A 25,440-nucleotide genomic window follows, 5' to 3' on the forward strand; every position below is an offset into this window, starting at 1 on the left:
TACATTTCACTAATACGCTGTTCGCATGTCAGGCATTGCTTCTTTCCGGTTAACCGGTAACCTGGTAGATGTTTGGAAGAAAAGCATCTACCCAGCAGAAATTTTTGTTGAGAACGGAATCATCAGCGCTATCAGGCCTGCAGAACAAATGAGTAACCATTACATCCTTCCCGGTTTTATAGACAGTCACGTGCATATAGAAAGCAGTATGCTGATTCCTTCTGAATTTGCGCGGCTGGCTGTGGTGCATGGAACAGTGGCTACTGTCAGCGATCCGCATGAAATCGCCAACGTGTGCGGAATGAAAGGGGTGGAATACATGATTGAAAACGGAAGAAAGGTTCCCTTCAAATTCAATTTCGGCGCTCCCAGTTGTGTTCCTGCTACCGTTTTTGAAACAGCCGGAGCATCTATCAACAGTGATGAAATAGAACAACTGATGCATCGGGATGAGATATTGTACCTGAGCGAGATGATGAACTTCCCAGGCGTGCTGCACAAAGATCCGGAAGTGATGAAAAAGATCGCTGCGGCACATGCATCGGGGAAACCGGTTGACGGCCATGCGCCCGGCCTGCGTGGCGAAGAAGCACGGCAATACATAGAAGCGGGCATTTCTACCGACCACGAATGTTTCACATTGGATGAGGCAGTGGATAAACTGGTACATGGTATGAAGATCATCATCCGGGAAGGCAGCGCTGCCAAAAATTTTGAAGCGCTGATCGATTTACTGGAAGACCATCCTGCGATGGTGATGTTTTGCAGTGATGACAAACATCCCGACAGTCTCGTAGAAGGACATATCAACCAGCTTTGTGCCAGGGCTGTTGCCAAAGGCATTGATGTATTCAAAGTACTTCGCGCCGCTTGTGTGAATCCTGTATTGCATTATCATCTGCCGGTAGGATTATTGCGTGAAGGAGATGCAGCCGATTTTATCCTGGTGAATGACCTGGAACATTTTACTGTTCATCAAACTTATATTGATGGCCGGCTGGTAGCGGAAAGCGGCCAATCATTTATCCCATCTGTTCCTTCGGATACGCTCTATCATTTCAACTGTGAGCCCATAACCCCGGAAGACGTGAAGATCCGCAAGCATGAATACCCCGACGAAAACGGGCTCATTCCAGTGATAGAAGCGCTGGACGGACAACTCATCACCAATAAACTTCAGCTGAAAGGAAAACTGCAAAACGATGAATGGGTAAGTGATACGGCCGGAGACCTGTTGAAAATGGTGGTGGTGAACCGTTATCACCGTGCACCTGTTGCCAAATGTTTCATCAAAAATTTCAACTTCAAAACGGGCGCCATTGCGTCTACTGTTGCACACGATAGCCACAATATAGTGGCTGTGGGCGCCAACGACGAAAGCCTGGTTAAAGCCATCAACCTGGTTATATCGGAAAAAGGGGGCGTTAGCTGTGTGAATGGCCATGAGGCAAAAGTGCTGGGACTGCCTGTAGCGGGACTGATGAGCGCGGCCGACGGTCATCTCGTTGCCCGCGAATACACTGCTATCGATCGCATGGCCAAAGACCTGGGCTCCACGCTGGGGGCGCCTTTCATGACGCTCAGTTTTATGGCTTTGCTGGTCATACCTCATTTAAAACTGAGCGATAAAGGGCTTTTCGACGGCGATACATTCCAACTTAAATTTCCATTTACAGCCGATAGATTTTAGTTTTGACCCATGATTATTAACCTGAGTCAGCATCACAGCCTGCTCAGCAACTGGGTTGCCGAGCTGAGAGACATCAACATACAGGGCGACCGTATGCGTTTCCGGCGCAACCTGGAACGCATCGGCGAGATAGCTGCTTATGAGATCAGCAAAGAGCTGCCCTGGAAAACGGTGGAAGTGCCTACTCCCCTCGGCTCTCACGAAAGCAAGGTGCTGGAACAGCAGCCTGTATTGGCTACCATCCTGCGCGCCGGGTTGCCTTTACACAACGGCATGTTGAATTATTTCGATAAGGCCGACAATGCTTTTATCTCTGCCTATCGCAAACACCACCGCGATGGTTCATTTGATATCAGTTTGGAATACATGAGCAGTCCTTCACTCGATGGCCGTATCCTGATCATCAGCGATCCTATGCTCGCTACCGGTGCATCGCTCGTGAAAACAGTGGAATACCTGAAAAACGAAGGCTCACCCAAAGCCATTCATATTGTAGTGGCCATTGCCTGTACGGTGGGCATTGAATACGTGCACCGCGAATGCGGCGAAGACGTTAAAATCTGGTGTGGAGATGTTGACGATGAATTGACTGCCAAAGGATACATCGTTCCCGGCTTGGGTGATGCGGGAGATCTCGCGTTTGGAAACAAAACACAAGCATAAGCACTCAGGTTTGATTGTTAAGCCCATCACAATTCTTGTAACACGGAAGCAACCTATATCCTTTTATCGGCGTAAATTCGTATGTGATCAAATCTTTATCCAAAATAATCTGCTTTCTTTCTGCGTTGCTGCTATTGCAAAGGGCATCGGCGCAGGATCCGCATTTTTCGCAATTCTTTTCTTCACCGCTCACACTGAATCCCGCTTTCACAGGAAAATTCGCAGGTACCTTACGGGTAGCCGGTAATTACCGCAACCAATGGCCCACCATCAACAACGCTTATACAACCGCCGCTTTATCGGTAGACTTTCCCATTTTGCAAAACAGCATTGCCAATAATGATACCTGGGGCCTGGGGCTTTCCGGATACAACGACAACAGCGCCAACGGCGCAGTGAAATTCAACTATGCTTCTTTTTCTACGGCCTATCATAAAGGATTGGATGAAGATGGTTTTCATCAACTGGGGGCAGGGTTCCAGGTAACTTATGCCAACATGCTCATCAACACCAACAGCCTCAAATTCGAAGACCAGTTAACGAATGCTGGTTTTACCGGTGTTACTTCCGAAGTATTCAATAATGGTACGTTGAAGTCGAGCTATCTCGATGTCAATGCAGGTATATTGTACAATGGCAGTACCAACGAAAGGAATAATTTTTATTTCGGCGTCAGCATGTACCACCTCAACAGGCCCAGGGAAGATTTTACCGGCGCCAATTATGTGCTCTATCCCCGCACTACCATTCATGCGGGCGGTTTCTTCCCTGTAAGTGCTACCACTACCCTGCACCTGAGCGCGCTGCAAATGTTCCAGGCCGGCGCTTCCGAAACCATGTTAGGTGGTGCACTCCAGTTCAATGCCAATCCGGATGATCCCAGTCCCACCAGCCTTTACGTAGGCAGTTGGATGCGGTTCAACGACGCCATCATTCCATACCTTGGTTTGGAATTCAGTCAATTCAGGTTGGGACTCACATACGATTACAACGTTTCTTCTCTCAAAACAGCCTCTCAAAACAGGGGAGGTATCGAATTATCGCTTATCTATATTCTCAAGCCTTCAACCGATAAACCCATTAATTGTCCGAAGTTTTAAGCGATCATTTCTTTTTCGGCATCTTACTCACATAAGGATTATCCTTCAGTATGAAGCGGTAAGGCAATAATGCATCTTCTCCTGCATAATCAACCCCGATCCTGGGCGTGGCGATAATTTCAGAAAGTTTGATCGTGGTATTGTCCGATGCCAAGTGCAGTTCTTTGCTCAATAAACTGGTTCCTGTATGAAGGGTATTCAGTCCGAATGCTTTGGCCACATTGCCAGGGCCCCTTGTCAATGAGTGATCTGCTTTTTGTTTACCTGTACGCAGCAGCATGGTCTCAATTCCCGCAATGGGTTCTACTGCACGGATGAGCACTGCATGCGGCACTTCCTGTACGTTCGTTACAATATTGAAAAGATGGTGTATACCGTAACAGAGGTATACATAGGCCAGCCCCCCGGCCGCATACATCACTTCTGTTCTGTTGGTCCTGCGGCCATTCCAAGCATGAGAAGCCCTATCGGTCTCACCCCTGTATGCTTCCGTTTCCACGATCCTGCCTGTTGTCAACTTCCCATCGATGCGGGTGATCAATATTTTGCCGATCAGCGCTTTGGCAATAACCAGTACATTGGGTTGCCTGTAAAAATCAACGGGCAATTTTGTAACGGTGCCCATCGTTATAGCCTTAGTTTTCATCGAGCATAAACTTACGAATACCTTATCTTTAGACCTGCTAAAATACCCCCCGTTGCTTAAAGAAATGATCATTGCCATACAGGCTTATGCACAGGCACACGAGTTCATCAAAAAACACAAGCTGTGGAAGTGGATACTGATCCCAGGTATTCTTTATACTTTATTGTTCCTCCTGGGTATGTATTTTTTCAGTCATACTTCCGGCAATTTCATTGAATGGATGGCTTTGAAAACCGGTTTGAAGAACTGGCTTGACAGGCTCAACAACGGATTCCTGGGCTTTCTTTTTGCGATGGGCACGTTCCTGCTCTGGCTTTTGCTGCTGCTGCTTTATTTTTCCCTTTTCAAATATTTTTTCCTCATCGTGGGTTCACCCCTTTTCGCTTATCTCAGCGAAAAGACCGAAGCCATCATAGAGGGAAAAGATTTTCCTTTCAGCCTAATGCAGATGGCAAAAGACATTGCACGGGGTATACGCATTGCCGCACGGAACAGTCTCTGGCAAACGGTATACATGCTGTCGATCCTTTTCCTCAGCCTGCTTCCTTTGATCGGATGGCTTACACCCATACTGGCGGTGCTCATTGAATGTTACTATTACGGTTTTTCCATGCTCGACTACAGCATGGAGCGGCACAAAAAAACAGCTACCGAAAGCATTTATTATATCGGCCGCCACAGAGGCCTCGCTATTGGTAACGGCATTGTATTTTATATGATGCACTTGCTGCCCTTTGTTGGATGGGTGCTGGCGCCCGCTTATGCCGTAGTGGCAGCTACCCTCAGCATTTACCCCTTAAAGGAACAAGCGAATGCATACAGGTAAAGTCTTTCTTATTCCCACCGTACTATACGAAGATGCTGTTGAGACCCTTCCCGCCTACCTGTTGGATGCGGTAAAACAGTGCCAGGTATTTTTTGTGGAGAATGAAAAAACAGCGCGCCGCTTCCTGAAAAAAATATGGCGCGAGATGGTGATCGACGATTACCAGTGGTTTGCCATTCACAAAGCGGAAGAAGAAGTGAAACGCCAGTTCCTGCACCTGTTGCAGGCAGGAAAAAACATCGGTATCATCAGCGAAGCAGGATGCCCCGGTATTGCCGATCCCGGGCAGTTGCTGGTGGAAGCCGCCCAGCAGGCCAACAGCATTATAAAGCCGCTGGTGGGACCCAGTTCTATTTTGCTGGCGCTGATGGCCAGCGGCATGAATGGACAATGCTTTCAGTTCCATGGATACCTGCCCATCGATACCGCCGAAAGAAAGAAAAAGATCCGCGAACTCGAAGCAGACTCCCATCGCCGGAACTGTACCCAACTGTTCATTGAAACGCCTTATCGCAACAATGCCATGATCAAGGACCTGTTACAGAGTTGCCACGATGAAACCAGGATCTGCATTGCAGTAGATATCACCGCACCTTCGGAGAGTATCCGTACCCAGACCGTTAAAAAATGGAAACAGGAACAGCCAGACATCCACAAACGTCTTGCCCTATTCCTGTTGCATGCTTTCTGAAAAAACGGAAGTACTTATTTAGGTTTGATGATGGTTTCCCCGCTTACCCCCCGCACTTCGTACACGCTGTCTACAATATATTTTTGCATACCGCGCCAGGGCAGGCTGCCGAAATACCGTTTGTAATGCAGCTCCACATCCCTGCCTGAGCTCCGCAACAATATATCTGCTACGTGTTGATTGGTAACACTGAAATCAAATTCATTGCTCTGTACATTGGCCCTGAAACCGCTTTGGATGATGTTTCCTTCATAGGTTTTGAACAGGATCCCTTTGTACTGGAAAGTGTTCAGCTGCCCCGCTTTGGTTCCTGTGGCAAATACATAATAATACCGGAAATAACCAAAGCATATCAACACCAATATAAGGATGATGATGAAGTTTCGCAGTATTTTTCTCTTGTTCATATCAGAGTCCGTATTTGTCTACAAGATAAATCAATGCAGTCATATTTACTGCACCCAGCAACAGTTCTCTTTTGTTCACATTTTCAAATACATCGCTGCGTGCATGGTGGTAATCGAAATAACGTTGTGAGTCGGGCAACAGCTCACCATAGGCTGTGCCAAAGTTTTTGTTGAGCGGACCGATATCGGCGCCACCACCTTCACCCACGATAAAGCTTGTTCCATAAGGAGCCAGCAAAGGAATCCAGCTTTGCAGTTTAGCCAGTTGCTCTTTACTGCCGGCAATACTGAATCCGCGGGGTGTGAATCCACCGGCATCGCTCTCCAGTGCAAACACATGTTTTTCTCCTTTGTCTTTGGCTGCTGCTGCATATTTAATACCGCCGCGCAAACCATTTTCTTCATTGGCAAACAACACAAAACGAATGCTGTGTTTGGGGTGGTAGCCCAATGCTTTCAGTGCACGCATAACTTCTATGGTATGCACCACTCCGGCCCCATCGTCGTGTGCACCTTCGTTCACATCCCAGCTATCGAGGTGCCCGCCAATAGTAATGTATTGATCGGGAAATTCCGAACCCTTCCATTCTGCGATCACATTATGACCAATGGTGTCTGGCAGAAAATGTCCGCTGGTAGTCATGCTCACTTTTACATTCGATTTTTTGCCTAAATCCCACAGGTAGTCAGCATCCCTGGGTCCTATTGCGATGGCAGGTATTTGGGGAAAAGAATCGTTGTACTTCATTGCACCCGTATGCGGGTCATTGGCAGTTGAAGAAGTCAGGGAGCGTATCATTACACCTGCTGCACCATATTTGGCGGCACGGCTCGCACCTGCGTAACGGTAAATACCAGCATCACCATAGGAAACAAAAGTCTGCACATTGGTAGGGTTAAACGCATAATTATAATAGACGATCTTTCCTTTCACTTCATCCTTTCTTCGTTCCAACTCGGCAAAATCCGCTACCAATACCAGATCGGCTGTAAGGGCTTTCCCACTGCCTAATGAGTTGCCCAGTGCCGTTGCATCCAATTTGCGGTTGGCCGTTTTTTGATCAATCGATACAATGGATACCTTGTCTTTTCCCCCCCTCACCCAATGCGGCACCATGCATTCCTGCAGGTACACTTTATCGCCGCCATTTTGTTCCATGGTGGTTTTGCCCCATTGAACCGCTTTGGCAAACTGTGGTGAGCCGGCCAGCCGGCCGCCAATCTGTTTGGTTAACTGGTGCAGCATATCATACGCTTTACCATTGGTTAATATTTCATCGGAGATGCGTTTGATCATCACTGCATCTTCATTGGTCTGCGCCATGGTCAATACGGGACAAAGGCAGAGGAGAGATAGTATTTTCTTCATGCTATAAAGATAGATGTTAGCCGATAGAAAAAGAGATTTCTTACCCCCATCTACCAGCCATCAACTAGCACCTGACAACTCAAAAAATAATCGTTACTTGCATACAAAATATCTCTATGCGCATAGGCATCGTTTGCTATCCTACTTTTGGCGGAAGTGGTGTGTTGGCCACCGAGTTGGGAAAAGCCCTGGCCGATGAAGGTCACCAGGTGCATTTCATCACTTACCAGCAACCCGTTCGCCTGAACGTATTCAATGCCAATATTTTTTATCATGAAGTAAGAGTACCTACTTACCCGCTGTTCAACTACCCGCCTTATGAAGTGGCATTGGCCAGCACCATGGTAGACGTGATACTGAATCACGACCTGGATCTCTTGCATGTGCACTATGCTATCCCGCACGCTTCGGCTGCCTATATGGCCAAGCAGATCGTGCGACAAAAAGGACATCGCAATGTGCCGGTGATCACCACATTGCATGGCACTGATATTACGTTGGTGGGGAAGGACAAGACCTATGAGCCGGTGGTTACTTTTTCGATTAATGAAAGTGATGCCATCACGGCCGTATCACATAACCTGCGGGATGAAACGTATAGCTTCTTCAACATCCAGAAAGAAATAGAAGTGATCCACAATTTTGTGGATGTGAAACGTTTCAATAAAAAGCCCATCGATGCATTCCGGGCAGTGATAGCGCCCAATGGAGAAAAAATATTGGTGCATGCTTCCAACTTCAGGAGAGTAAAACGTGTAGATGATGTGGTGAAAATATTTGCTGCGGTGCGCAAAGAAATGCCTGCTAAATTATTGATGGTGGGCGATGGGCCTGAGCGGCCGATGGCCGAAAAACTCACCCGTGAGTTGGGCATCGAAGAAGATGTTCGCTTTTTGGGCAAGCAAGAGCAGATGGAGGATATATTGGCGGTAAGCGATGTGTTCATACTCCCCTCAGAATACGAAAGCTTCGGTCTCGCTGCTCTGGAAGCCATGGCGGCCCATGTAGTGGTCATCAGTACCAATGCCGGTGGTCTTACCGAGATCAACACGCAGGGCGAAACAGGGTTTATGGCGAATGTGGGCGATGTGGAAAGTATGAGCCGCTTTGCCATTGACCTCTTGCGCGACGATGCAAAATTGAATGCCATGAAAGATGCGGCTTACAAGCAAGCCCGCCGTTTCGATATCAAGAACATCATTCCGCGTTACGAAAAACTCTACAGCAGGTTCTGCCGCATGGGCAATTGCTGATCATTTCACTACTGAGTGGATGCTGTATACGATCCTGTCGCATACTTCTTTCAGTTCTTCTTCTGTAATGATGAGTGGTGGTGCGATGCGCAGCCTGTCGGGCGCGAATACAAACCAGTCGGTGATCAGTCCGTTCTTTACGCAGGCATGTACGATGGCCTGGTTCAGTTCTGCTGTTTTAAATTGAAGCGACATCCACAATCCTGCAGTGCGTGCGTCGATGATGGTGGGATGTTGTAACGTGCTTTTGAGTATTGCCTCTTTTTGCTTAACCTGTTCAATATACTTTCCCGCCAACAATACTTCCATAGCTGCCTTTCCGGCTGCACAGGAAACAGGATGACCTCCGAATGTGGTGATATGGCCCAGTACCGGGTCGTGCGTCAGTTGCTGCATCAGGGATTGATCCGCAATGAAAGCTCCCAGCGGCATCCCGCCTCCCAACGCTTTTCCTAATAGTAAGATATCGGGTAACAGATCCAACTGTTCAAAAGCCCATAAGCTGCCTGTTCTGCCAAAGCCTGCCTGTATTTCATCCAATACCAGGAGCGCTCCCTGTTCGGTGCATTTCTTCCTGACGGCTTGTATCCAGGCTATATCCGGTTTTACAATACCACTCTCTGCCTGTATTGTTTCCAGGAATACACATGCCGTATTGCGATCGATCGCATCGATCAGCGCCTGGCTGTTATAATCTATATGATCAATATCCGGGAGCAAAGGTCTGAACGCATTGCGCCAATATTCATCTCCCATCATACTCAAAGCGCCTTGTGTGCTGCCATGATAAGCTTTGTTGGCAGCAATGATCCGCGTTCGGCCCGTAACCCGCTTGGCCAGTTTCATGGCGCCCTCTGTGGCTTCAGCGCCGCTGTTGGTAAAGTACACACAGTTGAGAGAAGCCGGCAAATGATCCGTAAGCATTTTGGCATATCCCACCTGCGGCGCTTCTATGAATTCGCCATATACAATGAGGTGCATGTATTCCGCAGCTTGTTCCTGCACGGCTTTCACTACGGTCGGATGACTGTGCCCGATATTACACACGCTGAACCCGGAGATCAGGTCAACATATTCTTTTCCTTCCACATCCCACAAATGAATACCCGTCGCTTTTTTCATCTCAATGCCAATCGGCGCAGGAGAAGTTTGTGCAATGTGCCGGAGAAATAACTGTCTGTTCGGTGTAACACTCATCATTTATTAGTTTTCCTGGGTTTAAAATTAGAAATTTGAACATTGAAATCTCAAACTTTATGGCAACCATACTACCTGTTCTCGGCAAACATCCCCAATTCGGCGAAAATTGTTTTGTAGCACCCAATGCCACCATTGTGGGCGATGTGGTGATGGGCGATGAGTGCAGTATATGGTTCAATGCCGTTATCAGGGGCGATGTGCACTATATTAAAATGGGGAATAAAGTCAACGTGCAGGATGGAGCGATCATTCATTGTACTTACCAGAAAAACCCCACCGTTATCGGCAACAATGTTTCTATCGGCCATAATGCGCTGGTGCATGGTTGTACGGTGCACGACAATGTACTCATTGGCATGGGTGCTATTGTAATGGATCGATGCGAAGTGCATAGTAATGCCATCATTGCGGCAGGTGCGGTAGTATTGGAAGGAACGGTAGTAGAAGCAGGCGCTATTTATGCAGGTGTACCTGCCAAAAAAGTAAAAGATGTTTCACAGGATCTCATTCATGGCGAGATAGACCGCATATCGAATAACTATGTGAAGTATGCCTCCTGGTTCAGCAAATACAATGACCGTCAGTAGTTTTTGTCATCCATGGTATCCAATATATTGAGGTAACTGATATAGCGATCTTCCGATACGGCTCCGCTCAAAACTCCTTGTTTTACGGCACATCCTGGTTCTTCCATATGCATGCAGTTGTTGAACTGGCACTCGGGCAGCAATGCCCGCATCTCGGGGAAATAATGCGAGAGCTCCTGTTTGGTAATGTCTACCAATCCGAATTCACGCACACCCGGCGTATCAATGATATGTCCCCCGTTATCGAGGTCGAACATCTCGGCAAAAGTGGTGGTATGCATGCCTTTGCCACTCCAACTGCTCACTTCCTGCGTGCGCAGGTTGAACTGGGGGAATACGGCATTAATGAAAGTGGATTTACCTACACCGCTGTGGCCGCTCAACAAGGTGGTTTTATCTTTCAGCAATGCTTTCGCTTCTTCAATCCCTTCTTTCTTCAACACACTGGCCAACACTACCTGGTAACCGATCGCCTCGTACATCTGTTTGTATTCCTGGAACCGTTCCAACTCTTTTTTGCGGTAGATATCTGACTTGTTGAATACAATGATGGCCGGAATATGATAGGCTTCACAGGAAACCAGGAAACGATCCATGAAACCCTGCGAAGTGCGTGGCTCTTTCAATGTAGCGAACAAAATGCTTTGGTCGAGATTGGAAGCAACGATATGATGCTGCCGTTTGTTGTGAGGTGATACCCTGGCTACATAATTACGCCTGTCGGCAATAGCAGTAATCACAGCCGACTCCTCCTGCACCGCTTCAATGTCTATGTCTACCTCATCGCCCACCGCAATGGGGTTGGTGGAGCTGATGGCATCTATCTTAAAAATGCCCTTGATCCGGGCATTGTAGAAGTTTCCGTCCTCACCTTTTACGGTATACCAACTGCCCGTAGACTTGTAAACACGTGCTTTCATGCCCAACGAAGATAGTAAGCCCGGGGTGATGAAATTCAATATCTTTGCAGCCTATGGCAAAATTTGCGCACGATGAAATAGTGCCTTACCAGGAAAGCGGGATGGAGAAGAAAGAGCAGGTAGCGGAGATGTTCAACAAGATCGCTTTCCGGTATGATTTTCTCAATCGTTTTCTCAGCGCAGGTATCGATGTACGATGGAGAAAAAAAGCCATCCGGCAGTTGGCATCACTGCATCCGCAGCAGATACTGGATGTGGCCACCGGCACCGGTGATGTAGCCATCATGACTTACCAACTGCTGCATCCGAAAAAGATCACCGGTATCGATATTTCGGAAGGAATGCTGGAACTGGGTCGAAAGAAGCTGCAAAAGCTGCATTTAACAGATCATATTGAATTATGCAGCGGCGATAGCGAGGTTATTCCGTTTGAAGACGATAGCTTTGACGCCATCACCGTGGCTTTTGGCGTGCGTAATTTTCAGCACCTGGAAAAAGGATTGCGTGAAATGTATCGCGTATTGCGGCCGGGTGGTAAATTAGTAGTGCTGGAATTTTCGAAACCGGCGGGACTGTTCAGGGGGTTGTTCAACCTTTATATGAATGTGATCACTCCGGCATTTGGTAAATTATTCGCAAAAAACAAAGACGCTTATACTTACCTGAACCACAGTGTACAGGCATTCCCCGAGGGGCAAACCTTTTTAAACATAATGCATGAAGCAAGATTTACTCAAACTTATTTGAAAAAGCTTACTTTAGGCGTATGCACCATCTATTGCGGAAGCAAATAGTTCTGCTGATCCTTTTATCCGTTGGTGTCCTGCACGCGCAGGCGCAAAGAGAAATCTATCGTATCAACCACGATAATCTTCCCTATTATTTCGGCCTTACACTGGGCTACAACAGTTCATACCTGCAGGTGAGTAAATCACCCAAATTCCTGCAAAGCGATAGTATACGCAGTGTAATTCCCGGATCCAGCGGAGGCATTGCCATGGGCCTGCTGGCCACTCTCAGACTGGCCGATCATTTCGAAGCGAGGGCCAACCCGCAGTTGGTCATCGGTGGTTCCAAATTCCTGTCTTATACACTGGGCATTACCAAACCGGGAGAAGCCGCTTTTCAGAAACAGATACTTCCGGCTACCCTGGTGAGTTTTCCCTTTCATATCAAGTTCAATTCCGACAGGATCGGGAACTTCAAGACCTACCTGCTGGGCGGGTTTAAATTCGATATGGACCTCTCGAGCAATTCGGCCGTACGGAATGCCGATGACATCATCAAATTGAAAAAATACGATTTCGGATTGGAAGCGGGTATGGGCTTCAATTTCTACCTGCCTTTTGTAACCGTTTCGCCCGAGATCAAGATCAGCTATGGCTTGTCGAATATCCACCAGCTCGATCCTGCCCTCAAATATTCCAATGTGCTCGACAAAATACAGTCGCGCATGATCGTCTTCTCCATCCACCTGGAAGACTAATCATACAATTTGGTAATGAGCCAACTGCCGAATTGTCGAATTGCCGAATTGTCTCATTAAATTGCATTTGCAATTGAACGGTTATGGCAAACAAAGACTACCTCATCAAGGATTGTTGTATGATGAATGAAGGTCAACGGACCTTTGGCGACCTGTGGATCAAAAACGGGCGGATTGAAAAGATGGGCGGCGTAATTACACTGCCCGGTGACGCTACCGAAATTGATGGCAGTGGCCAGTTCCTCCTGCCCGGCGCTATTGACGACCAAGTGCATTTCCGCGAGCCGGGTCTTACACACAAAGCCAATATCTATTCCGAAGCCAGGGCAGCCGTGGCGGGGGGAGTAACCAGTTTCATGGAAATGCCCAACACCAAACCGCCTGCCCTCACCCACGAACTGCTAGAGCAGAAGTATACTATTGCTGCACAGACTTCCCTGGCAAATTATTCTTTCTATATAGGCACTTCCAACGACAACCTGGATGAAGTACTGAAGGCCAACGATAAAAAACAGGATATCTGCGGTGTGAAAATATTCATGGGTTCCTCTACCGGCAACCTGCTGGTAGATAATCCGCTGCAACTGGATAAAGTCTTTGCCGGCAGTGAATTGTTGATCACTACCCACTGCGAAGAAGAAAGCATGATCAGGGCCAACCTGCAGGCATTAAAGCAGCAAAAAGGCAAGCTGGAACCTTCCGATCATCCCATCATCCGCAATGAAGAAGAGTGCTTTGCATCCTCTTTCAAAGCCATTCAATATGCCAAAAAACATGGGAGCCGGTTGCACATATTACATATCAGCACAGAAAAAGAACTGCAACTGTTCACTAATATGATCCCCCTCGAGGAGAAGCGGATCACAGCCGAAGTATGTGTACACCACCTGCATTTTACCAGCGACGATTATGCGAGATTGGGCAACCAGATCAAATGCAATCCCGCCATCAAGGCGCCGCATAATAAAACTGCATTGTGGCAGGCGCTGCTCGACGACCGGCTCGATGTGATCGCCACTGATCATGCGCCGCATACCTGGGCCGAAAAACAGGAAGACTATGAACACGCACATGCAGGCCTGCCATTGGTGCAACATTCCCTGGCATTGATGCTGCATTATGTGAACGAAGGAAAGATCAGCCTGGAGAAAGTGGTGGAGAAAATGAGCCATGCCGTTGCCCGGTGTTTCCAGGTAAAAGAAAGGGGCTTCCTGCGTGAAGGTTACCATGCCGACCTGGTACTGGCCAATCTCGAAACCCGCGCTACTATTGCCAAAGAAAACATACTGTACCGTTGTGGTTGGAGTCCGCTGGAAGGTTTTAGTACCCCGGTGATCACAAATAGTTTCGTAAATGGTCACCTCGTTTATGGAAATGGGGTCTTCGATGAGTCTCAAATGGGAATGCGGTTAAGATTCAACAGATAATTCTTATGCAAGTAGACAAGACCACCCTTTCCGACCTGAACATATTCCATCGCGAAGAGGAACTATCCTTATTCCACCACCTCAACCACACGCAGACCAATGACGGGCGCGAATACCTACGATTACTGCTGGGTAAGCCGCTGGATAATATTGAAGACATGCTGGACACCCAGCAAACGATCCGGCAGCTCATGGCGGTTGCCGATCACTGGCCTACTACCATCACCAACGGCACCATGATGGTGGTAGAGAAGTTTTACGACTCACAGATCAACAGTTACCCGCACAGGCCCGATCATGTGGGCAGTTTTCTTTATAAACTTTTCAACAAAGCCGACTACTCCCTTACCCGTTACACAGTGGGTCATTGCATCGATTTTGTGAAAGGGTTGAATAATGTAGTGAGCCTGCTCAGACAAGCCCCTATGAGTGATCTTTTACAACTGTATGTAACGCGCATAGAAATATTGCTGAACAAAGGGGCCGTTCCGTATATGATGGAAAGCGATGCAAAAAAGCTGAATGCCAGAACAGTACTGGTTTTCGGCGCTTTCCTGAAATACCATTTCAAAGCTGCCGCATTTGAACTCTTTGATATTTACAGCCGTCTTGATGCTTATCTGAGCCTGGCTGTTGCCTGTAAGAAATATAATTATTGTTTCCCTGTTATAGAAGCATCTGCCGAACCTTTCATAGAAGCGAAGGGCCTGTATCATCCTTTGTTGCAAACACCGGTGAGCTACGATACAGGAATGGATGTTGACAGGAATTTCCTTTTTCTCACCGGGGCCAATATGGGTGGAAAAAGTACTTTCATCAAAGCAGTAGGTGTAAGTGTATACCTCGCACACCTGGGCATGGGCGTACCGGCCAAAACCATGCGGCTGAGCCAGTTCTACGGACTGTTGAGTAATATTCAGGTAGAAGACAATATCATCAGGGGCGAAAGTTTTTTCTTCAATGAAGTGCAACGTGTACGCAATACCATTGAAAAGATCAGCGATGGCAAGCAATGGCTCATACTCATCGATGAACTTTTCAAAGGCACCAATGTACAGGATGCCATGAAATGCAGTACTACTGTAATTCAGGGTCTATTGAAATTGAAAACCGCCTTATTCATCTTATCCACTCACTTGTATGAGATCGGTGATGAGCTAAGGCGGTATCCCAATATTCAATTCCGTTATTTTGAAACCAATGTCGAGAACGATCAGTTGGTATTCAGTTATCATCTCAAGGAAGGCATCAGCAACGACCGCTTGGGTTATTTCATCCTTCGCAAAGAAGGCGTTGTGCAGATGTTGGAAAACTTGTAAAATCAGGTGTAAATACCGGTTTTCGATGGCACAGCTTTCTTAATTTCCACCTTTCCTTTTTACGAAATTATTATTATGCTGGTAAAGACCTTTGGCAGCGCCGTTCAGGGAGTGGAAGCCATTACCATTACAGTGGAAGTGAATGTGAGCATGGGACAGAGTTATAGTATTGTTGGCCTGCCCGATAATGCTGTGCGTGAAAGCCTCAAGCGTACTGAAAGCGCCATCAAGAGCAACGATTATCACATGCCGCGCACCAAAGTAATTGTGAACCTGGCGCCGGCTGATATTAAGAAAACAGGCTCTGCTTTTGACCTGCCCATTGCTGTGGGAATACTGGGAGCCAGTGAACAATTGCACCACATAGAGCGACTACAAGAATTTGTGATCATGGGAGAATTAGGGCTCGATGGTAGTGTGCAACCCATTAAAGGTATATTACCCATTGCTATACAAGCGCGCAAAGAAGGCTTTAAAGGATTGATCGTTCCCAAAGCCAATGCGCGAGAGGCGGGGATGGTCAACAACCTGCGCGTGTATGGCGTTGCTCATTTGAATGAGATCATTGCATTCTTTAAAGATGAACAATCATTGCAACCCGTTGTAGTCAATACGCGGGATGAATTTTTTGATGACCAGTATGCGTTCGGTATGGACTTCAGTGATGTAAAAGGACAGGAACACATCAAACGCGCGCTGGAGATTGCCGCCGCCGGAGCGCACAATGCGTTGCTGATTGGTCCGCCCGGCGCCGGAAAAACCATGTTGGCCAAGCGATTACCTACCATCATGCCGCCATTGAGTTTGCATGAAGCATTGGAAACTACCAAGATCCATAGTGTGGCGGGCAAATTACCAGAGAACAGCTCACTCATCAGCAGGCGGCCTTTCCGTTCACCGCATCATACTACCAGGGGTTCATAGAAGCCAGGAGCATGAAGCTGGCGGGGAAATCGAGTATCATCTTGGTTCTTGAAATACTCACTTTCCTTTCTTCCATGGGTTGTCGCATTACTTCCAATACTGTTCTTTTGAATTCGGGTAACTCATCCAGGAATAAAACGCCATTGTGTGCCAATGAAATTTCTCCGGGCTGCGGAATACTTCCTCCACCTACCAATGCCACATCACTGCATGTGTGGCTTCTATAATCATCCAACACGCAATTGTACCTGTCCGCCCGGTGCTGTACAAAAATATTTAAACAAAGTTTCCGGCCCTCTACTTGATCGTATCGACCTGCATATAGAAGTTACTCCTGTTGCATTCACCGAATTGAATAATGACAGGCCGGGCGAATCTTCTGCAATTATTCGTGAGCGGGTAGTACGCGCAAGGGACTTGCAGGCTGAACGTTACAAAGATCATCCTGGCATTTATGCCAATGCGCAGATCAATACTCAACTGATGCATGAACATTGCCGGCTGAACCCTGGCAGCAACAACCTGCTCAGGAAAGCCATGGAACGCCTCAACCTCAGTGCACGTGCGCATGACCGCATCCTAAAAGTAAGTCGCTCTATCGCAGACCTTGCAGACAGCAAGAATATCTGCCCCGAGCATCTGGCCGAAGCCATTCAATATAGGAGCCTCGATCGGGAAGGTTGGGCGGGATAGAGGGGATGGACGGGATAGTATCTGAAATAATTGGTATTCTTCTTATATACGCTCACAAAATTATGAGTCTCAACCGAAGACAAATCTTTTCAATCTCCATTTTGAACCAATTCTTTCCAAAAGATAAACACTACAACCTCCAACAGTTCTAACCTCAACAAGACACTGTTTTTTATTTTTTGAAAATACTGGAGAAGATAAAGACACGATATGAAAAATGCCGTCAATGTACGTTAAAGAACGAGGGTTAGAAAAGAGTGAGCTATTAATAAACAGGTTAGAATTGCCACGTATATTACAATCACCCCGATAAAGAATGTATCTACCCAGTGTTGTGCAGAAATACAATTATCTACGACCGCTATTTTTATCACTAAGCATTTTGCCCTGCTTTTCCCAAACCGCTCTCCTTCTAGACAATAACTCCGTCTTCTAAGAGATAAACCCTGTCACAAATATTTTTCAACACATGTAAGCGATGAGTGATAAAAATAATTGCCATTTTGCGCTTTAAGCGTTCTATTAAATCAAGTACAAATTGCTCCGAGTTCTTATCCATAGCCGAGGTAGCTTCATCTAATATCAATAATTGAGGTTGGTGGTACAAGGCCCTTGCCCATGCTATTATTTGCTTTTGCCCCCCTGACAAATTAATGCCTTCTTCTCCAACTAATGTCATTACAGATTGCGGAAGACTATCCATTAAAGCACGAAACCCGTAATCATTTAAAAAATTGAGAACTTCTTTTGGCTTTGTTATTGCATCATCAAATGCAATGTTCTCTAGAACGGTTGCATTGAAAATATGTATCTGCTGCGGAATAACGCTAACAATCTTTCTCCAACTAGTGACGGATATATCTTTTAATGAATGTCGCTGGTTAATTATAATGTTCCCATTTTCATAATCGTAATGCTTCTGAATTATTTGCGAAATGGTACTTTTGCCACTGCCATTTTCACCCATAATAGCTACTATTTCGTTTTTATGAATTTTAAGAGAAACATTATTAAAAAGTGGACGTCTTCCCGGAAAACGAAATAAGATACCATCAACTTTCAAAGAATCAAACTCCGTTATTTCAATAGGACTATTATTTTCCTCGAGTTCAATTCCAGTAAATTCAAACATTCTATCGAAAGCGATTTTCGCTTCATTTATTGGTATTGATATTAACGCTAAATTTGCAATACTCGGCAATAATGTTGAACATATTCCTACTATTGCCATTAACTCTCCTATTTTTAAATTACCATTAAAGACTTGATAACTACAATAGAGTAGAATGCTCAATAAAAAAATAATTCCAAAAATGTTGGCAACAAAGCCAAGTCTAATCTGCACTTTCCCGAGAGAAAGAATACTCTCTTGGAACTTGCTATAAATACTATTATTAGTATCTATAAATAATTCTTGTTTACGGTAATTTTTTATTGGTTCAATTCCTTGTAGGGTTGAAATATAGTTAGCTTCACTCATTGCATAACTACTCATAATATTTCGTTGCCCATCAATAATGTCTTTGTTATGCTTGTAAATAAGGAGAAAATAGATAGGTAATACAAGGAATGATGCAATGGCAATTTTCCACGAATATGAAAATAAAAAAACAAGCACAACTAATGTAACCAATATATCGATTACTACATTGCCTGCTAATTGACTAATTACTCTTTGAATCCTTGAAGTATCTGTTAGCCTTGCAGTTAATTCACCAATTTTTCGAGTATCGAAAAATGGTTTAGGTAATTGCAATAGTTTCGAATAGAAGCTTGATATAATTCTTATATTAAAATCTTTCGATTGTTTAAATAAGAAGTATTGCCTTAAAGCAGATAATCCTTCCTTAGATAGTAACAATAGAAATACTAATACAATACCTATATTTAATTTTGCAAAATTTCTCTTCGGTAATATATCATCAATTAAGTGCTGTGAAAATAATGACATCACGACACCTAATACGGCAATAGCAATCCCAACTACAGCCGCGATAGATAATAATGGAATATCTTCTTTGAGCAAATGCTTTATCCATAGCTTTTTTTGATGCGCAATATCTTCAGCTTTTTTAAATTGTTTATTTGGTTCTAATGTTAAACAAGTCTTTGATTGCCAGATTTCGTTTAATTCATTACGCGATAAATAGATAATCCCTTTAGCTGGATCACCAATAATAAATTTAGCCTCATTGTATTCCCCGGTGATTCCAAAGCAAACAACATAATGCTGTAACTGCTTATTAATAATTACATGTAATATTATAGGGCTCCGATGTTTAATTAATGCTGCCATATCAGCCTCGCAGCCTTCCGCAGTAAATCCACTTTGGGTTGCGGCTTGGTATAGTCCTAGCAATGTAGAACCAGTAATATTTGTGCCACTTATCTTGCGAAGATTTTCTACGGTACTGCTGCCTCCATAATATTTGATGACTGAGAGTAGACAGGCAACGCCGCAATCAGATTCATCCTGTTGTTTTATTATACGGTATTTATCAGTTAACAAGATATCAGTTTTATTCTGTGAGAAGATTTCCCAGGCTTGTTTCTCCTACAATTTTTTTTGTCAACGCATTTTCTTTGTAGATTAAAAATGTTGGTGTAGTACTTATTTTTAGAAAACTTGACGTACTTCTATCAATAATGCCAACACTTATATAATTCGAAGAATTAAGATCATTCTTTTTGACAAGCTGTTCTATGATATCTCTTTGATCGAAGATTGAAATCATTATTACATAGCTCTTTGCAAAAAAAGATTTGTGAGTAATTATTTTTTGTAACATATTTTGACAATGCTCACAATCTGCGCTAAAAAAAATTAAGAGTACAGATTTTTTCTCTTTGAGAATTGAAGTGTCAATTGGCTTTATATAGTCGATTCTAATTGATTTTATTAAGCTTTCGAGTGAAGCAATTTTAGAAATATCGCTTTTCTTTAAATCTTCACTTTTATATAGTGTATACCCTAAATAAACTAATGTAATAAAAACAACAACTCTTATAATGTATTTTGTTATTCTCATGAAAATCGTAATTGCAAGAAAATGATTAAAATATTCCACATAACTAATAAAAGGCCGTATGTTGACAACACTAATTTTGCGCTTTGATAAAAACTACTTTTAAGCTTTATCGTAATAAGATTTATCAATAAAAATATATAGAGCAGTTGGAAAAAGTTTAGAAATTTAAAAGAGTATCTAAACTCCTTTGAGAACTGATTTAAATTAACAAAATTGCCAATGCTTAATGGGTAAAATTCTTTTAGTTGATCAAAGCCTTGGAATCCATTATGTAGAAAATAAAGTACTCTAATTACTTCCCCTGTAAATAGGACAAACTCCGCTAATATTATAATTTTAAGGACCTCATTAAAGCTAATTGAAAAATTAGATAATTGAATCCCGATGTATACCGCGAGTCCTACTGACAATAATTTAATACAAACAGCTAAAGGGACAAACAAATATTCTAATCTTTGAAATACTAAAAGCCTATTGGTTATTGCTTCGGCAACTTCTGAATTAATCTGATCTGAAATAGTATTTATATAGGAGGTATAATTTAAGACAAAAAAATTCATAATAAAATCAAGTGCGGTATACAACAATGGCACTAGTATTAAAAAATAGCGAAGATTAAAATCAAATATTTTTTTTTCGTTCATTTTCAAAATGAAAAACAGCTTCTAAGAAATCATCAGAAGATAAATCTTTGACCACTTCTTAAAAGCCGTTTGAGATTAGTAAATGTCTTTAAACTATCAGGCACATTATACCCATTGGATGTAAACTGACAGCAGATTAGGTTCTCCCGTGGTTAATTAATTACCAGTCACCTAAAATTCAGAAGCTAGACAAATGTTCTTTTTATAATCTTACCTTTCGTCTGTATTGCCTCTTTAATTGCTATATCTGCTTGTGTGAGACACAGTAGCCACATACATTGGTTATTCAGCGACTGACTTTTATTATTTATTCTATACCACGTTCCCTCTAATTACCTCAAGCAACTTCTAAATGCAATGTCTATCTCGTGAAATATAATTGCTTAAAATATTTAGCTCTAAAAAAAGGAAGTAATAACTTCCATCTATTAGATCTATCTATTAACTTAAAATGAGAAAGTCTAAGTCCATCAATTATGGGTCTGTATACAATTAAATAAGCAAATAATCCAACAATGAAATTCTTCTGAGAAGAATTATACATAACATATATGAGAAGTGCCCAGGGTAAAATAATTAGCAATAGGTACACGAATAAATTTTTCATTGCATCAAATTTTAAATGAAGTTAAACTAAATTGAGTATTATGTCAAACATACTCCGGCTGCGCAACCTGCCGCTGCTGCGACACCTACTCCCGGATCGACAAGGGTGCCAACCCATAAAACAACTGAGAACCACCCCTGTTGGGTGTATGCGCTACTAATACAATCTATGGTTCTTTGCCCGTTGCAAGATCCTCCATGGATTTGCTCCATTTGATTTAATTCTAAAGCTTTCATTTTAATTAATTTTTAGTATGACAATCCTGTCTATCGCCATGGATTGAATGTTCAGCGGATTTTTTACTTGCTTTACTGCAAGGTTTCCAGTTTCTGATCCGGCTGTTTATAGCTAACCCCGTAGTAGTATCGTTGCTACCAACGCTCTTTTTTTGTTCTTTTGAGGATAATAAAGAGTAAATGCCTCTCAATTCTTGCGCAAAGAATATTTTAACTAACAGTAAAATTTAGTCCTACAAATCTACACGTACATCATAACTTAATTTGTATGATGCACATCTATCTAATTGTTCAATTTCAATACAATTGAGATATATGTAACAATTATTAGTAAACGCATTCAAGTTTATCGGGGGGAGAGGTCAACTTGAACACCATATTAATTAGATATTCAAAGTCAAATACCTAATATAAATATGTAGCTGCTCTTAGCAACTTAATTCTGCTACTAAAGTTAAATAATTAAATTAATAATAAAATTGTTTTTTTCACTGAATTTATACCAGTGTTTTCACCCTTTCGTGCCGTGTTTTCACCATCTTAATACCTCATACTCATTGTAACCCAACAATTAAGAAAAGCCGCTCAAATATGAGTGGCTTTTGTGTGCAATATGGATATAATCCTACTCATGCTCCGTGCGAGCGGCTTTGTCTCATTCCGCTCCCATTGTGCCACCGTCCCTTCATCCACCCCGAGCAGCTTCGCAAGCTTCTTCGTGCTCATCCCGTGCAGATTCTTGTACCGGGTAATCTTGCCGCCCAAGGTATCCGTTTCGTGATCGAAGGGATAGTAACCGAGGAAGGCTATGAGGGCCGGATAGTGGTGGAGCTGGGGAGTATTGCGTTCCGCTTCCCAAAGCCAGACACAGTCTTTGGTAACTCCCAAGAGTTTTGCAAGGCTCGCTTGGCTCATACCTTTGGACAATCTCCGCTTCTTGAGGTGTTCTCCCAAGGTCTTTGGTGTCTCGGTACATCCCTTCAGGTCTTTTCGGGGTACCCTTGTTTGGTATCGGGAAAAGATCGACACAGGAATGCCCCTGCGGTTATTACAATCATCCCGACAAGGCCTGTACCTGTCCGCCCGGCGCCGTGCAGAAATACCTCAACAAAGTATCCGGTCCACTCTTAGATCGCATAGACCTGCACGTTGAAGTAACACCGGTAGCGTTCACAGAGTTGAATGATGACAGGCAAGCAGAAAGTTCCGCCTCCATCCGCGAACGTGTAGTAGCCGCGCGCGATCTGCAAGCTGAACGTTATAAAGAGTATCCGGGCATTTATGCCAATGCACAGATCAATACCCAGTTGATGCAGGAGCACTGCCAACTGAATAATATTTGCAACAACCTGTTACGCAAAGCCATGGAACGCCTCAACTTGAGTGCGCGTGCATACGATCGCATTCTCAAAGTAAGCCGCACCATTGCCGATCTGGATGCCAGCCAGGAAATCCGCCCTGAACACCTGGCCGAAGCCATCCAGTACAGAAGCCTGGATAGGGAAGATTGGGCGGGATAATCATGTAATTGGAGGTCGCAAATTGCGGCCTCTTGATAATAAAAATGGGTGTTTTAACCATTGCAATAGTGAAACCAACCTGTTACTTTCACATCACGTTTCACTGCTCCAAATCCTTTAAAAACAAACACCCATGGCCAGTCCAATTCCTTCCGGCATCAAAGCATTCGCCAATTGCGACCATGTGATCATCGCATGGAAATACGACCAACCCATACCCAACTGTATTGGTTTCGCACTATATAAAAAAATGAAAGGGCAGCCGCCATCCAGCGCACAACCCCTGAACAACCGCATTGGCTTTGCCGGTCAGCAGGCCCAGCCCGGCGAGCAAAGACCCAGCACAGCCTGGCCCATCCAGCGTTTATTGTGGACGGATTTCAGCGTTAAGCCGGGAGACAGCATGAGTTATCTTGTAGTGCCCCTCTACATCCAAAACAATACCCTGGTAAAAGACATGACCAACGCCACCGCATGGAGTAATGAGGTTACCGTTGGTACCGGCACCGATATAGAAGCTTATTTCAACCGGGGTATCATTTCTTCCCAATTCATGTCGCGCCAGCTATCCGGCGCCGATGTGAAAGCAAAGGGAACAACCCTCAAATCCACGCTGGCTAATGAAGATTCCCCCGTTACGCAATTCCTGGGTGGCGTGCTGGCACAAAAACTATTCGCAGAGCTCGACGCTGTGATTGCCGACAGCACCCTGAGTATTTATGCCTCACTTTATGAACTGAATGATGAAAGTGTGATTGACCGTTTTAAAAAGATCGGTAACAGACTGAACCTGGTGCTGGCCAACGGCGCTTTTAAAAGCAATGCAGCCGGCGAGAACGACGAAAATGCCGACCTGCGCAAAGAATTGAAAACGACTACCAGCATTCACCTGTACGATCGCATCGTTCCCATGGGCCATTTTGCACACAACAAGTTCATGGTGTTTTGTAAAAACGGACAACCTTATAAAGTCTGGACAGGCAGTACCAATCTCACACAGAACGGACTTTATACGCAGGTGAACAATGCCATCCTCATCAACGATCCGCAGGTGGCTAACTGGTATCTCAACGAATGGAACCAGATAAAAGGCGCCGGCAATGCATACCCCGCACCTTTTATCCAGTACAATACAAAGGGCAACGCGAAGCCGAACCTGTCTACCTGGTTTGCGCCCGTTTCCAACCAGGTAGACCTGGCCGCAGCCAAAGCCCTGATCGATAATGCACAACAAGGCATCCTCTTCCTATTCTTCAACCCCGGCACACACGACACACTCTTTAATGAAGTGGTGGCACAGATCGACAAACCCGGCAAAGAAGATATCTTCGTACACGGCATCATGAACCAGGACCCTGGTGGAAAACAAACCCCGTTGGTATTCATCCACAAGAACAATGTACCGAAGGGATCAACCGATTTCGATACCATCATACCCAAAGCCATCGGAGGAGAGTTTTCATATTGGCAGAATGAGATCACACCTAAAATGGTTACCATCCACAGTAAAGTGGTCATCATTGATCCCTTTGGCAGTCACCCTGTGGTGATGACCGGTTCACACAATTTAGGCCCTAAAGCCAGCCAGAAAAACGACGATAACCTGAACATCATTGAGAACAACCCGGCACTGGCTATGCAATATGCGGTGAACATCCTTTCGGTGTACGATCATTATCACTGGCGCTATGCATTGGCCAATCAAAATGCCGGCTCCATCGCTTATACGGGCTTATCAACCGATCCCAACTGGATGACAAGTTACCTGGTTGACCGGAATGTAAGAGAGATCGATTTCCTTTTCGGCACCATTGGTAAATAGAATGATCAATATTGGCCGGTACTCAGCAGTACCAGTGTACAGGCTTCTACGGCTTTTATGCCGTTGGCCTGTACCAGTTTTTCCAGTTCTTCATTTTCGGTACCAGGATTGAAAATAACGCGCCTGGGGCGCAACTGCAGGATATAATCGTAGTATGCTTTCTGCCGCTCCGGATTGAGATAAAGGGTTACCGTATCTACGCCGGCCTCCTCCGGATGTTCAGTGATGATGGGGATATCGCCTATCTTTCCTTCCCTGTTACCAATGGCTACTACGGGATGCTGATGTGTATGCAACCTGTCCACCGCCAGGTAGCTATAGCGTTGCGGGTGATCAGATGCTCCCAGCACCACTGTCTTTTTTGGATTCATAAGGCAAGTT

26 protein-coding genes are annotated in these 25,440 nt (G+C 44.7%); 15 read left to right on the plus strand and 11 right to left on the minus strand.

From position 1 onward, the window contains the following. The first annotated feature begins 25 nt into the window (after positions 1–25). From ade to SEDOR53_RS0101450, 3 genes are all read left to right on the plus strand, one after another. Complete coding sequence (ade, locus tag SEDOR53_RS0101440) at positions 26–1,690, plus strand: adenine deaminase (RefSeq protein WP_026768108.1); 1,665 nt, start codon at positions 26–28, stop codon at positions 1,688–1,690. 9 nt (positions 1,691–1,699) lie between these two features. Continuing rightward, on the plus strand, positions 1,700–2,353 hold the full coding sequence (upp, locus tag SEDOR53_RS0101445) for a uracil phosphoribosyltransferase (protein ID WP_026768109.1): 654 nt from the start codon (positions 1,700–1,702) through the stop codon (positions 2,351–2,353). A gap of 83 nt (positions 2,354–2,436) precedes the next feature. Next, the gene (locus tag SEDOR53_RS0101450) at positions 2,437–3,453 is read left to right on the plus strand and encodes a PorP/SprF family type IX secretion system membrane protein (RefSeq protein WP_232214697.1); all 1,017 of its coding nucleotides are present in this window, start codon (positions 2,437–2,439) and stop codon (positions 3,451–3,453) included. Positions 3,454–3,457: 4 nt separating this feature from the next. On the opposite strand, the gene SEDOR53_RS0101455 is transcribed toward SEDOR53_RS0101450, so the two are convergent. Further along, a complete protein-coding gene (locus SEDOR53_RS0101455) occupies positions 3,458–4,099 on the minus strand; it encodes a DNA-3-methyladenine glycosylase (RefSeq protein ID WP_232214698.1) in 642 nt (213 codons plus the stop codon). 52 nt (positions 4,100–4,151) lie between these two features. Between SEDOR53_RS0101455 and SEDOR53_RS0101460 the strand changes: the two genes are divergently transcribed. Continuing rightward, positions 4,152–4,925, plus strand: coding sequence for an EI24 domain-containing protein (locus SEDOR53_RS0101460; RefSeq protein WP_026768112.1), 774 nt, complete (start codon positions 4,152–4,154; stop codon positions 4,923–4,925). Next, positions 4,912–5,616, plus strand: a complete 705-nt coding sequence (locus SEDOR53_RS0101465) for an SAM-dependent methyltransferase (RefSeq protein WP_026768113.1) — start codon at positions 4,912–4,914, stop codon at positions 5,614–5,616. Before SEDOR53_RS0101460 ends, SEDOR53_RS0101465 begins: the two co-directional genes overlap by 14 nt. A gap of 14 nt (positions 5,617–5,630) precedes the next feature. Here the strand turns inward: SEDOR53_RS0101465 and SEDOR53_RS0101470 are convergent, their stop codons facing one another. Then, positions 5,631–6,023, minus strand: coding sequence for a hypothetical protein (locus tag SEDOR53_RS0101470; RefSeq protein WP_026768114.1), 393 nt, complete (start codon positions 6,021–6,023; stop codon positions 5,631–5,633). 1 nt (position 6,024) lies between these two features. Continuing rightward, positions 6,025–7,392 (minus strand): M20/M25/M40 family metallo-hydrolase, encoded by a 1,368-nt coding sequence (locus SEDOR53_RS0101475; RefSeq protein ID WP_026768115.1) that lies wholly within the window; start codon positions 7,390–7,392, stop codon positions 6,025–6,027. Between the two features lie 116 nt (positions 7,393–7,508). Between SEDOR53_RS0101475 and bshA the strand changes: the two genes are divergently transcribed. After that, the gene (gene bshA, locus SEDOR53_RS0101480; RefSeq protein ID WP_026768116.1) at positions 7,509–8,645 is read left to right on the plus strand and encodes an N-acetyl-alpha-D-glucosaminyl L-malate synthase BshA; all 1,137 of its coding nucleotides are present in this window, start codon (positions 7,509–7,511) and stop codon (positions 8,643–8,645) included. Here bshA and SEDOR53_RS0101485 read toward each other — a convergent pair whose 3' ends face one another. Further along, positions 8,646–9,845, minus strand: a complete 1,200-nt coding sequence (locus SEDOR53_RS0101485) for an aspartate aminotransferase family protein (RefSeq protein ID WP_026768117.1) — start codon at positions 9,843–9,845, stop codon at positions 8,646–8,648. It lies immediately after the preceding gene. Between the two features lie 56 nt (positions 9,846–9,901). Between SEDOR53_RS0101485 and SEDOR53_RS0101490 the strand changes: the two genes are divergently transcribed. Further along, complete coding sequence (locus SEDOR53_RS0101490; protein WP_026768118.1) at positions 9,902–10,432, plus strand: gamma carbonic anhydrase family protein; 531 nt, start codon at positions 9,902–9,904, stop codon at positions 10,430–10,432. Here SEDOR53_RS0101490 and rsgA read toward each other — a convergent pair. Next, positions 10,426–11,352, minus strand: a complete 927-nt coding sequence (gene rsgA / locus SEDOR53_RS0101495; RefSeq protein WP_026768119.1) for a ribosome small subunit-dependent GTPase A — start codon at positions 11,350–11,352, stop codon at positions 10,426–10,428. The genes SEDOR53_RS0101490 and rsgA overlap by 7 nt on opposite strands. Before the next feature lie 53 nt (positions 11,353–11,405). On the opposite strand from rsgA, the gene ubiE reads away from it, so the two are divergent. The 5 genes from ubiE to SEDOR53_RS19195 all read left to right on the plus strand — a co-directional run bounded on the left by ubiE (position 11,406) and on the right by SEDOR53_RS19195 (position 16,508). Further along, the gene (gene ubiE / locus SEDOR53_RS0101500; RefSeq protein ID WP_026768120.1) at positions 11,406–12,146 is read left to right on the plus strand and encodes a bifunctional demethylmenaquinone methyltransferase/2-methoxy-6-polyprenyl-1,4-benzoquinol methylase UbiE; all 741 of its coding nucleotides are present in this window, start codon (positions 11,406–11,408) and stop codon (positions 12,144–12,146) included. Beyond that, a complete protein-coding gene (locus tag SEDOR53_RS0101505; protein ID WP_037360329.1) occupies positions 12,119–12,838 on the plus strand; it encodes a porin family protein in 720 nt (239 codons plus the stop codon). Before ubiE ends, SEDOR53_RS0101505 begins: the two co-directional genes overlap by 28 nt. A gap of 83 nt (positions 12,839–12,921) precedes the next feature. Then, positions 12,922–14,265 carry a dihydroorotase gene (locus tag SEDOR53_RS0101510; protein WP_026768122.1) on the plus strand — a complete coding sequence of 448 codons (1,344 nt, stop codon included), beginning with the start codon at positions 12,922–12,924 and terminating at the stop codon, positions 14,263–14,265. A 5-nt stretch (positions 14,266–14,270) separates the two neighbouring features. Next, positions 14,271–15,584 carry a DNA mismatch repair protein MutS gene (locus tag SEDOR53_RS0101515; protein WP_026768123.1) on the plus strand — a complete coding sequence of 438 codons (1,314 nt, stop codon included), beginning with the start codon at positions 14,271–14,273 and terminating at the stop codon, positions 15,582–15,584. A gap of 75 nt (positions 15,585–15,659) precedes the next feature. Beyond that, the gene (locus tag SEDOR53_RS19195; RefSeq protein ID WP_084220277.1) at positions 15,660–16,508 is read left to right on the plus strand and encodes a YifB family Mg chelatase-like AAA ATPase; all 849 of its coding nucleotides are present in this window, start codon (positions 15,660–15,662) and stop codon (positions 16,506–16,508) included. Here SEDOR53_RS19195 and SEDOR53_RS19200 read toward each other — a convergent pair. Beyond that, positions 16,492–16,710 (minus strand): ATP-binding protein, encoded by a 219-nt coding sequence (locus SEDOR53_RS19200; RefSeq protein ID WP_369751274.1) that lies wholly within the window; start codon positions 16,708–16,710, stop codon positions 16,492–16,494. The two genes, SEDOR53_RS19195 and SEDOR53_RS19200, sit on opposite strands and share 17 nt — an antisense overlap. On the opposite strand from SEDOR53_RS19200, the gene SEDOR53_RS19205 reads away from it, so the two are divergent. After that, entirely contained in the window at positions 16,704–17,201 is a 498-nt protein-coding gene (locus tag SEDOR53_RS19205) for an ATP-binding protein (protein WP_369751275.1), read from the plus strand. The two genes, SEDOR53_RS19200 and SEDOR53_RS19205, sit on opposite strands and share 7 nt — an antisense overlap. A 412-nt stretch (positions 17,202–17,613) precedes the next feature. Here SEDOR53_RS19205 and SEDOR53_RS16790 read toward each other — a convergent pair whose 3' ends face one another. The 4 genes from SEDOR53_RS16790 to SEDOR53_RS19420 form a co-directional block, all read right to left on the minus strand. Then, positions 17,614–19,710, minus strand: a complete 2,097-nt coding sequence (locus tag SEDOR53_RS16790; RefSeq protein WP_198018763.1) for a peptidase domain-containing ABC transporter — start codon at positions 19,708–19,710, stop codon at positions 17,614–17,616. 10 nt (positions 19,711–19,720) lie between these two features. Further along, a complete protein-coding gene (locus SEDOR53_RS0101530) occupies positions 19,721–20,230 on the minus strand; it encodes a thioredoxin family protein (protein ID WP_026768124.1) in 510 nt (169 codons plus the stop codon). Further along, positions 20,227–20,874: a hypothetical protein gene (locus SEDOR53_RS0101535; protein ID WP_026768125.1), complete on the minus strand. Its 648-nt coding sequence runs from the start codon at positions 20,872–20,874 to the stop codon at positions 20,227–20,229. Before SEDOR53_RS0101535 ends, SEDOR53_RS0101530 begins: the two co-directional genes overlap by 4 nt. 1,428 nt (positions 20,875–22,302) lie before the next feature. Beyond that, positions 22,303–22,746, minus strand: a complete 444-nt coding sequence (locus tag SEDOR53_RS19420) for a helix-turn-helix domain-containing protein (protein WP_369751276.1) — start codon at positions 22,744–22,746, stop codon at positions 22,303–22,305. Between SEDOR53_RS19420 and SEDOR53_RS0101545 the strand changes: the two genes are divergently transcribed. Continuing rightward, positions 22,680–23,237 (plus strand): ATP-binding protein, encoded by a 558-nt coding sequence (locus tag SEDOR53_RS0101545; protein ID WP_232214699.1) that lies wholly within the window; start codon positions 22,680–22,682, stop codon positions 23,235–23,237. The two genes, SEDOR53_RS19420 and SEDOR53_RS0101545, sit on opposite strands and share 67 nt — an antisense overlap. Positions 23,238–23,370: 133 nt before the next feature. Further along, a complete protein-coding gene (locus SEDOR53_RS0101550; protein WP_026768127.1) occupies positions 23,371–25,059 on the plus strand; it encodes a phospholipase D-like domain-containing protein in 1,689 nt (562 codons plus the stop codon). Positions 25,060–25,064: 5 nt separating this feature from the next. On the opposite strand, the gene SEDOR53_RS0101555 is transcribed toward SEDOR53_RS0101550, so the two are convergent. Then, entirely contained in the window at positions 25,065–25,430 is a 366-nt protein-coding gene (locus tag SEDOR53_RS0101555) for a CoA-binding protein (protein ID WP_026768128.1), read from the minus strand. Between the last annotated feature and the right edge of the window lie 10 nt (positions 25,431–25,440).

The organism is Asinibacterium sp. OR53 (assembly GCF_000515315.1).
Taxonomy (GTDB): Bacteria; Bacteroidota; Bacteroidia; order Chitinophagales; family Chitinophagaceae; genus Sediminibacterium.

What these genes read in the sequence shown, in the direction of transcription:
- ade (WP_026768108.1), top strand. Translation starts at nt 26, where the DNA reads ATGTCAGGCATTGCTTCTTTCCGGTTAACCGGTAACCTGGTAGATGTT.
- upp (WP_026768109.1), top strand. Translation starts at nt 1,700, where the DNA reads ATGATTATTAACCTGAGTCAGCATCACAGCCTGCTCAGCAACTGGGTT.
- SEDOR53_RS0101455 (WP_232214698.1), bottom strand. Translation starts at nt 4,099, where the DNA reads ATGAAAACTAAGGCTATAACGATGGGCACCGTTACAAAATTGCCCGTT.
- SEDOR53_RS0101465 (WP_026768113.1), top strand. Translation starts at nt 4,912, where the DNA reads ATGCATACAGGTAAAGTCTTTCTTATTCCCACCGTACTATACGAAGAT.
- SEDOR53_RS0101470 (WP_026768114.1), bottom strand. Translation starts at nt 6,023, where the DNA reads ATGAACAAGAGAAAAATACTGCGAAACTTCATCATCATCCTTATATTG.
- SEDOR53_RS0101475 (WP_026768115.1), bottom strand. Translation starts at nt 7,392, where the DNA reads ATGAAGAAAATACTATCTCTCCTCTGCCTTTGTCCCGTATTGACCATG.
- bshA (WP_026768116.1), top strand. Translation starts at nt 7,509, where the DNA reads ATGCGCATAGGCATCGTTTGCTATCCTACTTTTGGCGGAAGTGGTGTG.
- SEDOR53_RS0101485 (WP_026768117.1), bottom strand. Translation starts at nt 9,845, where the DNA reads ATGATGAGTGTTACACCGAACAGACAGTTATTTCTCCGGCACATTGCA.
- SEDOR53_RS0101490 (WP_026768118.1), top strand. Translation starts at nt 9,902, where the DNA reads ATGGCAACCATACTACCTGTTCTCGGCAAACATCCCCAATTCGGCGAA.
- rsgA (WP_026768119.1), bottom strand. Translation starts at nt 11,352, where the DNA reads ATGAAAGCACGTGTTTACAAGTCTACGGGCAGTTGGTATACCGTAAAA.
- ubiE (WP_026768120.1), top strand. Translation starts at nt 11,406, where the DNA reads ATGGCAAAATTTGCGCACGATGAAATAGTGCCTTACCAGGAAAGCGGG.
- SEDOR53_RS0101505 (WP_037360329.1), top strand. Translation starts at nt 12,119, where the DNA reads ATGCACCATCTATTGCGGAAGCAAATAGTTCTGCTGATCCTTTTATCC.
- SEDOR53_RS0101510 (WP_026768122.1), top strand. Translation starts at nt 12,922, where the DNA reads ATGGCAAACAAAGACTACCTCATCAAGGATTGTTGTATGATGAATGAA.
- SEDOR53_RS0101515 (WP_026768123.1), top strand. Translation starts at nt 14,271, where the DNA reads ATGCAAGTAGACAAGACCACCCTTTCCGACCTGAACATATTCCATCGC.
- SEDOR53_RS19195 (WP_084220277.1), top strand. Translation starts at nt 15,660, where the DNA reads ATGCTGGTAAAGACCTTTGGCAGCGCCGTTCAGGGAGTGGAAGCCATT.
- SEDOR53_RS19205 (WP_369751275.1), top strand. Translation starts at nt 16,704, where the DNA reads ATGCCACATCACTGCATGTGTGGCTTCTATAATCATCCAACACGCAAT.
- SEDOR53_RS0101530 (WP_026768124.1), bottom strand. Translation starts at nt 20,230, where the DNA reads ATGAGAATAACAAAATACATTATAAGAGTTGTTGTTTTTATTACATTA.
- SEDOR53_RS0101535 (WP_026768125.1), bottom strand. Translation starts at nt 20,874, where the DNA reads ATGAACGAAAAAAAAATATTTGATTTTAATCTTCGCTATTTTTTAATA.
- SEDOR53_RS0101550 (WP_026768127.1), top strand. Translation starts at nt 23,371, where the DNA reads ATGGCCAGTCCAATTCCTTCCGGCATCAAAGCATTCGCCAATTGCGAC.
- SEDOR53_RS0101555 (WP_026768128.1), bottom strand. Translation starts at nt 25,430, where the DNA reads ATGAATCCAAAAAAGACAGTGGTGCTGGGAGCATCTGATCACCCGCAA.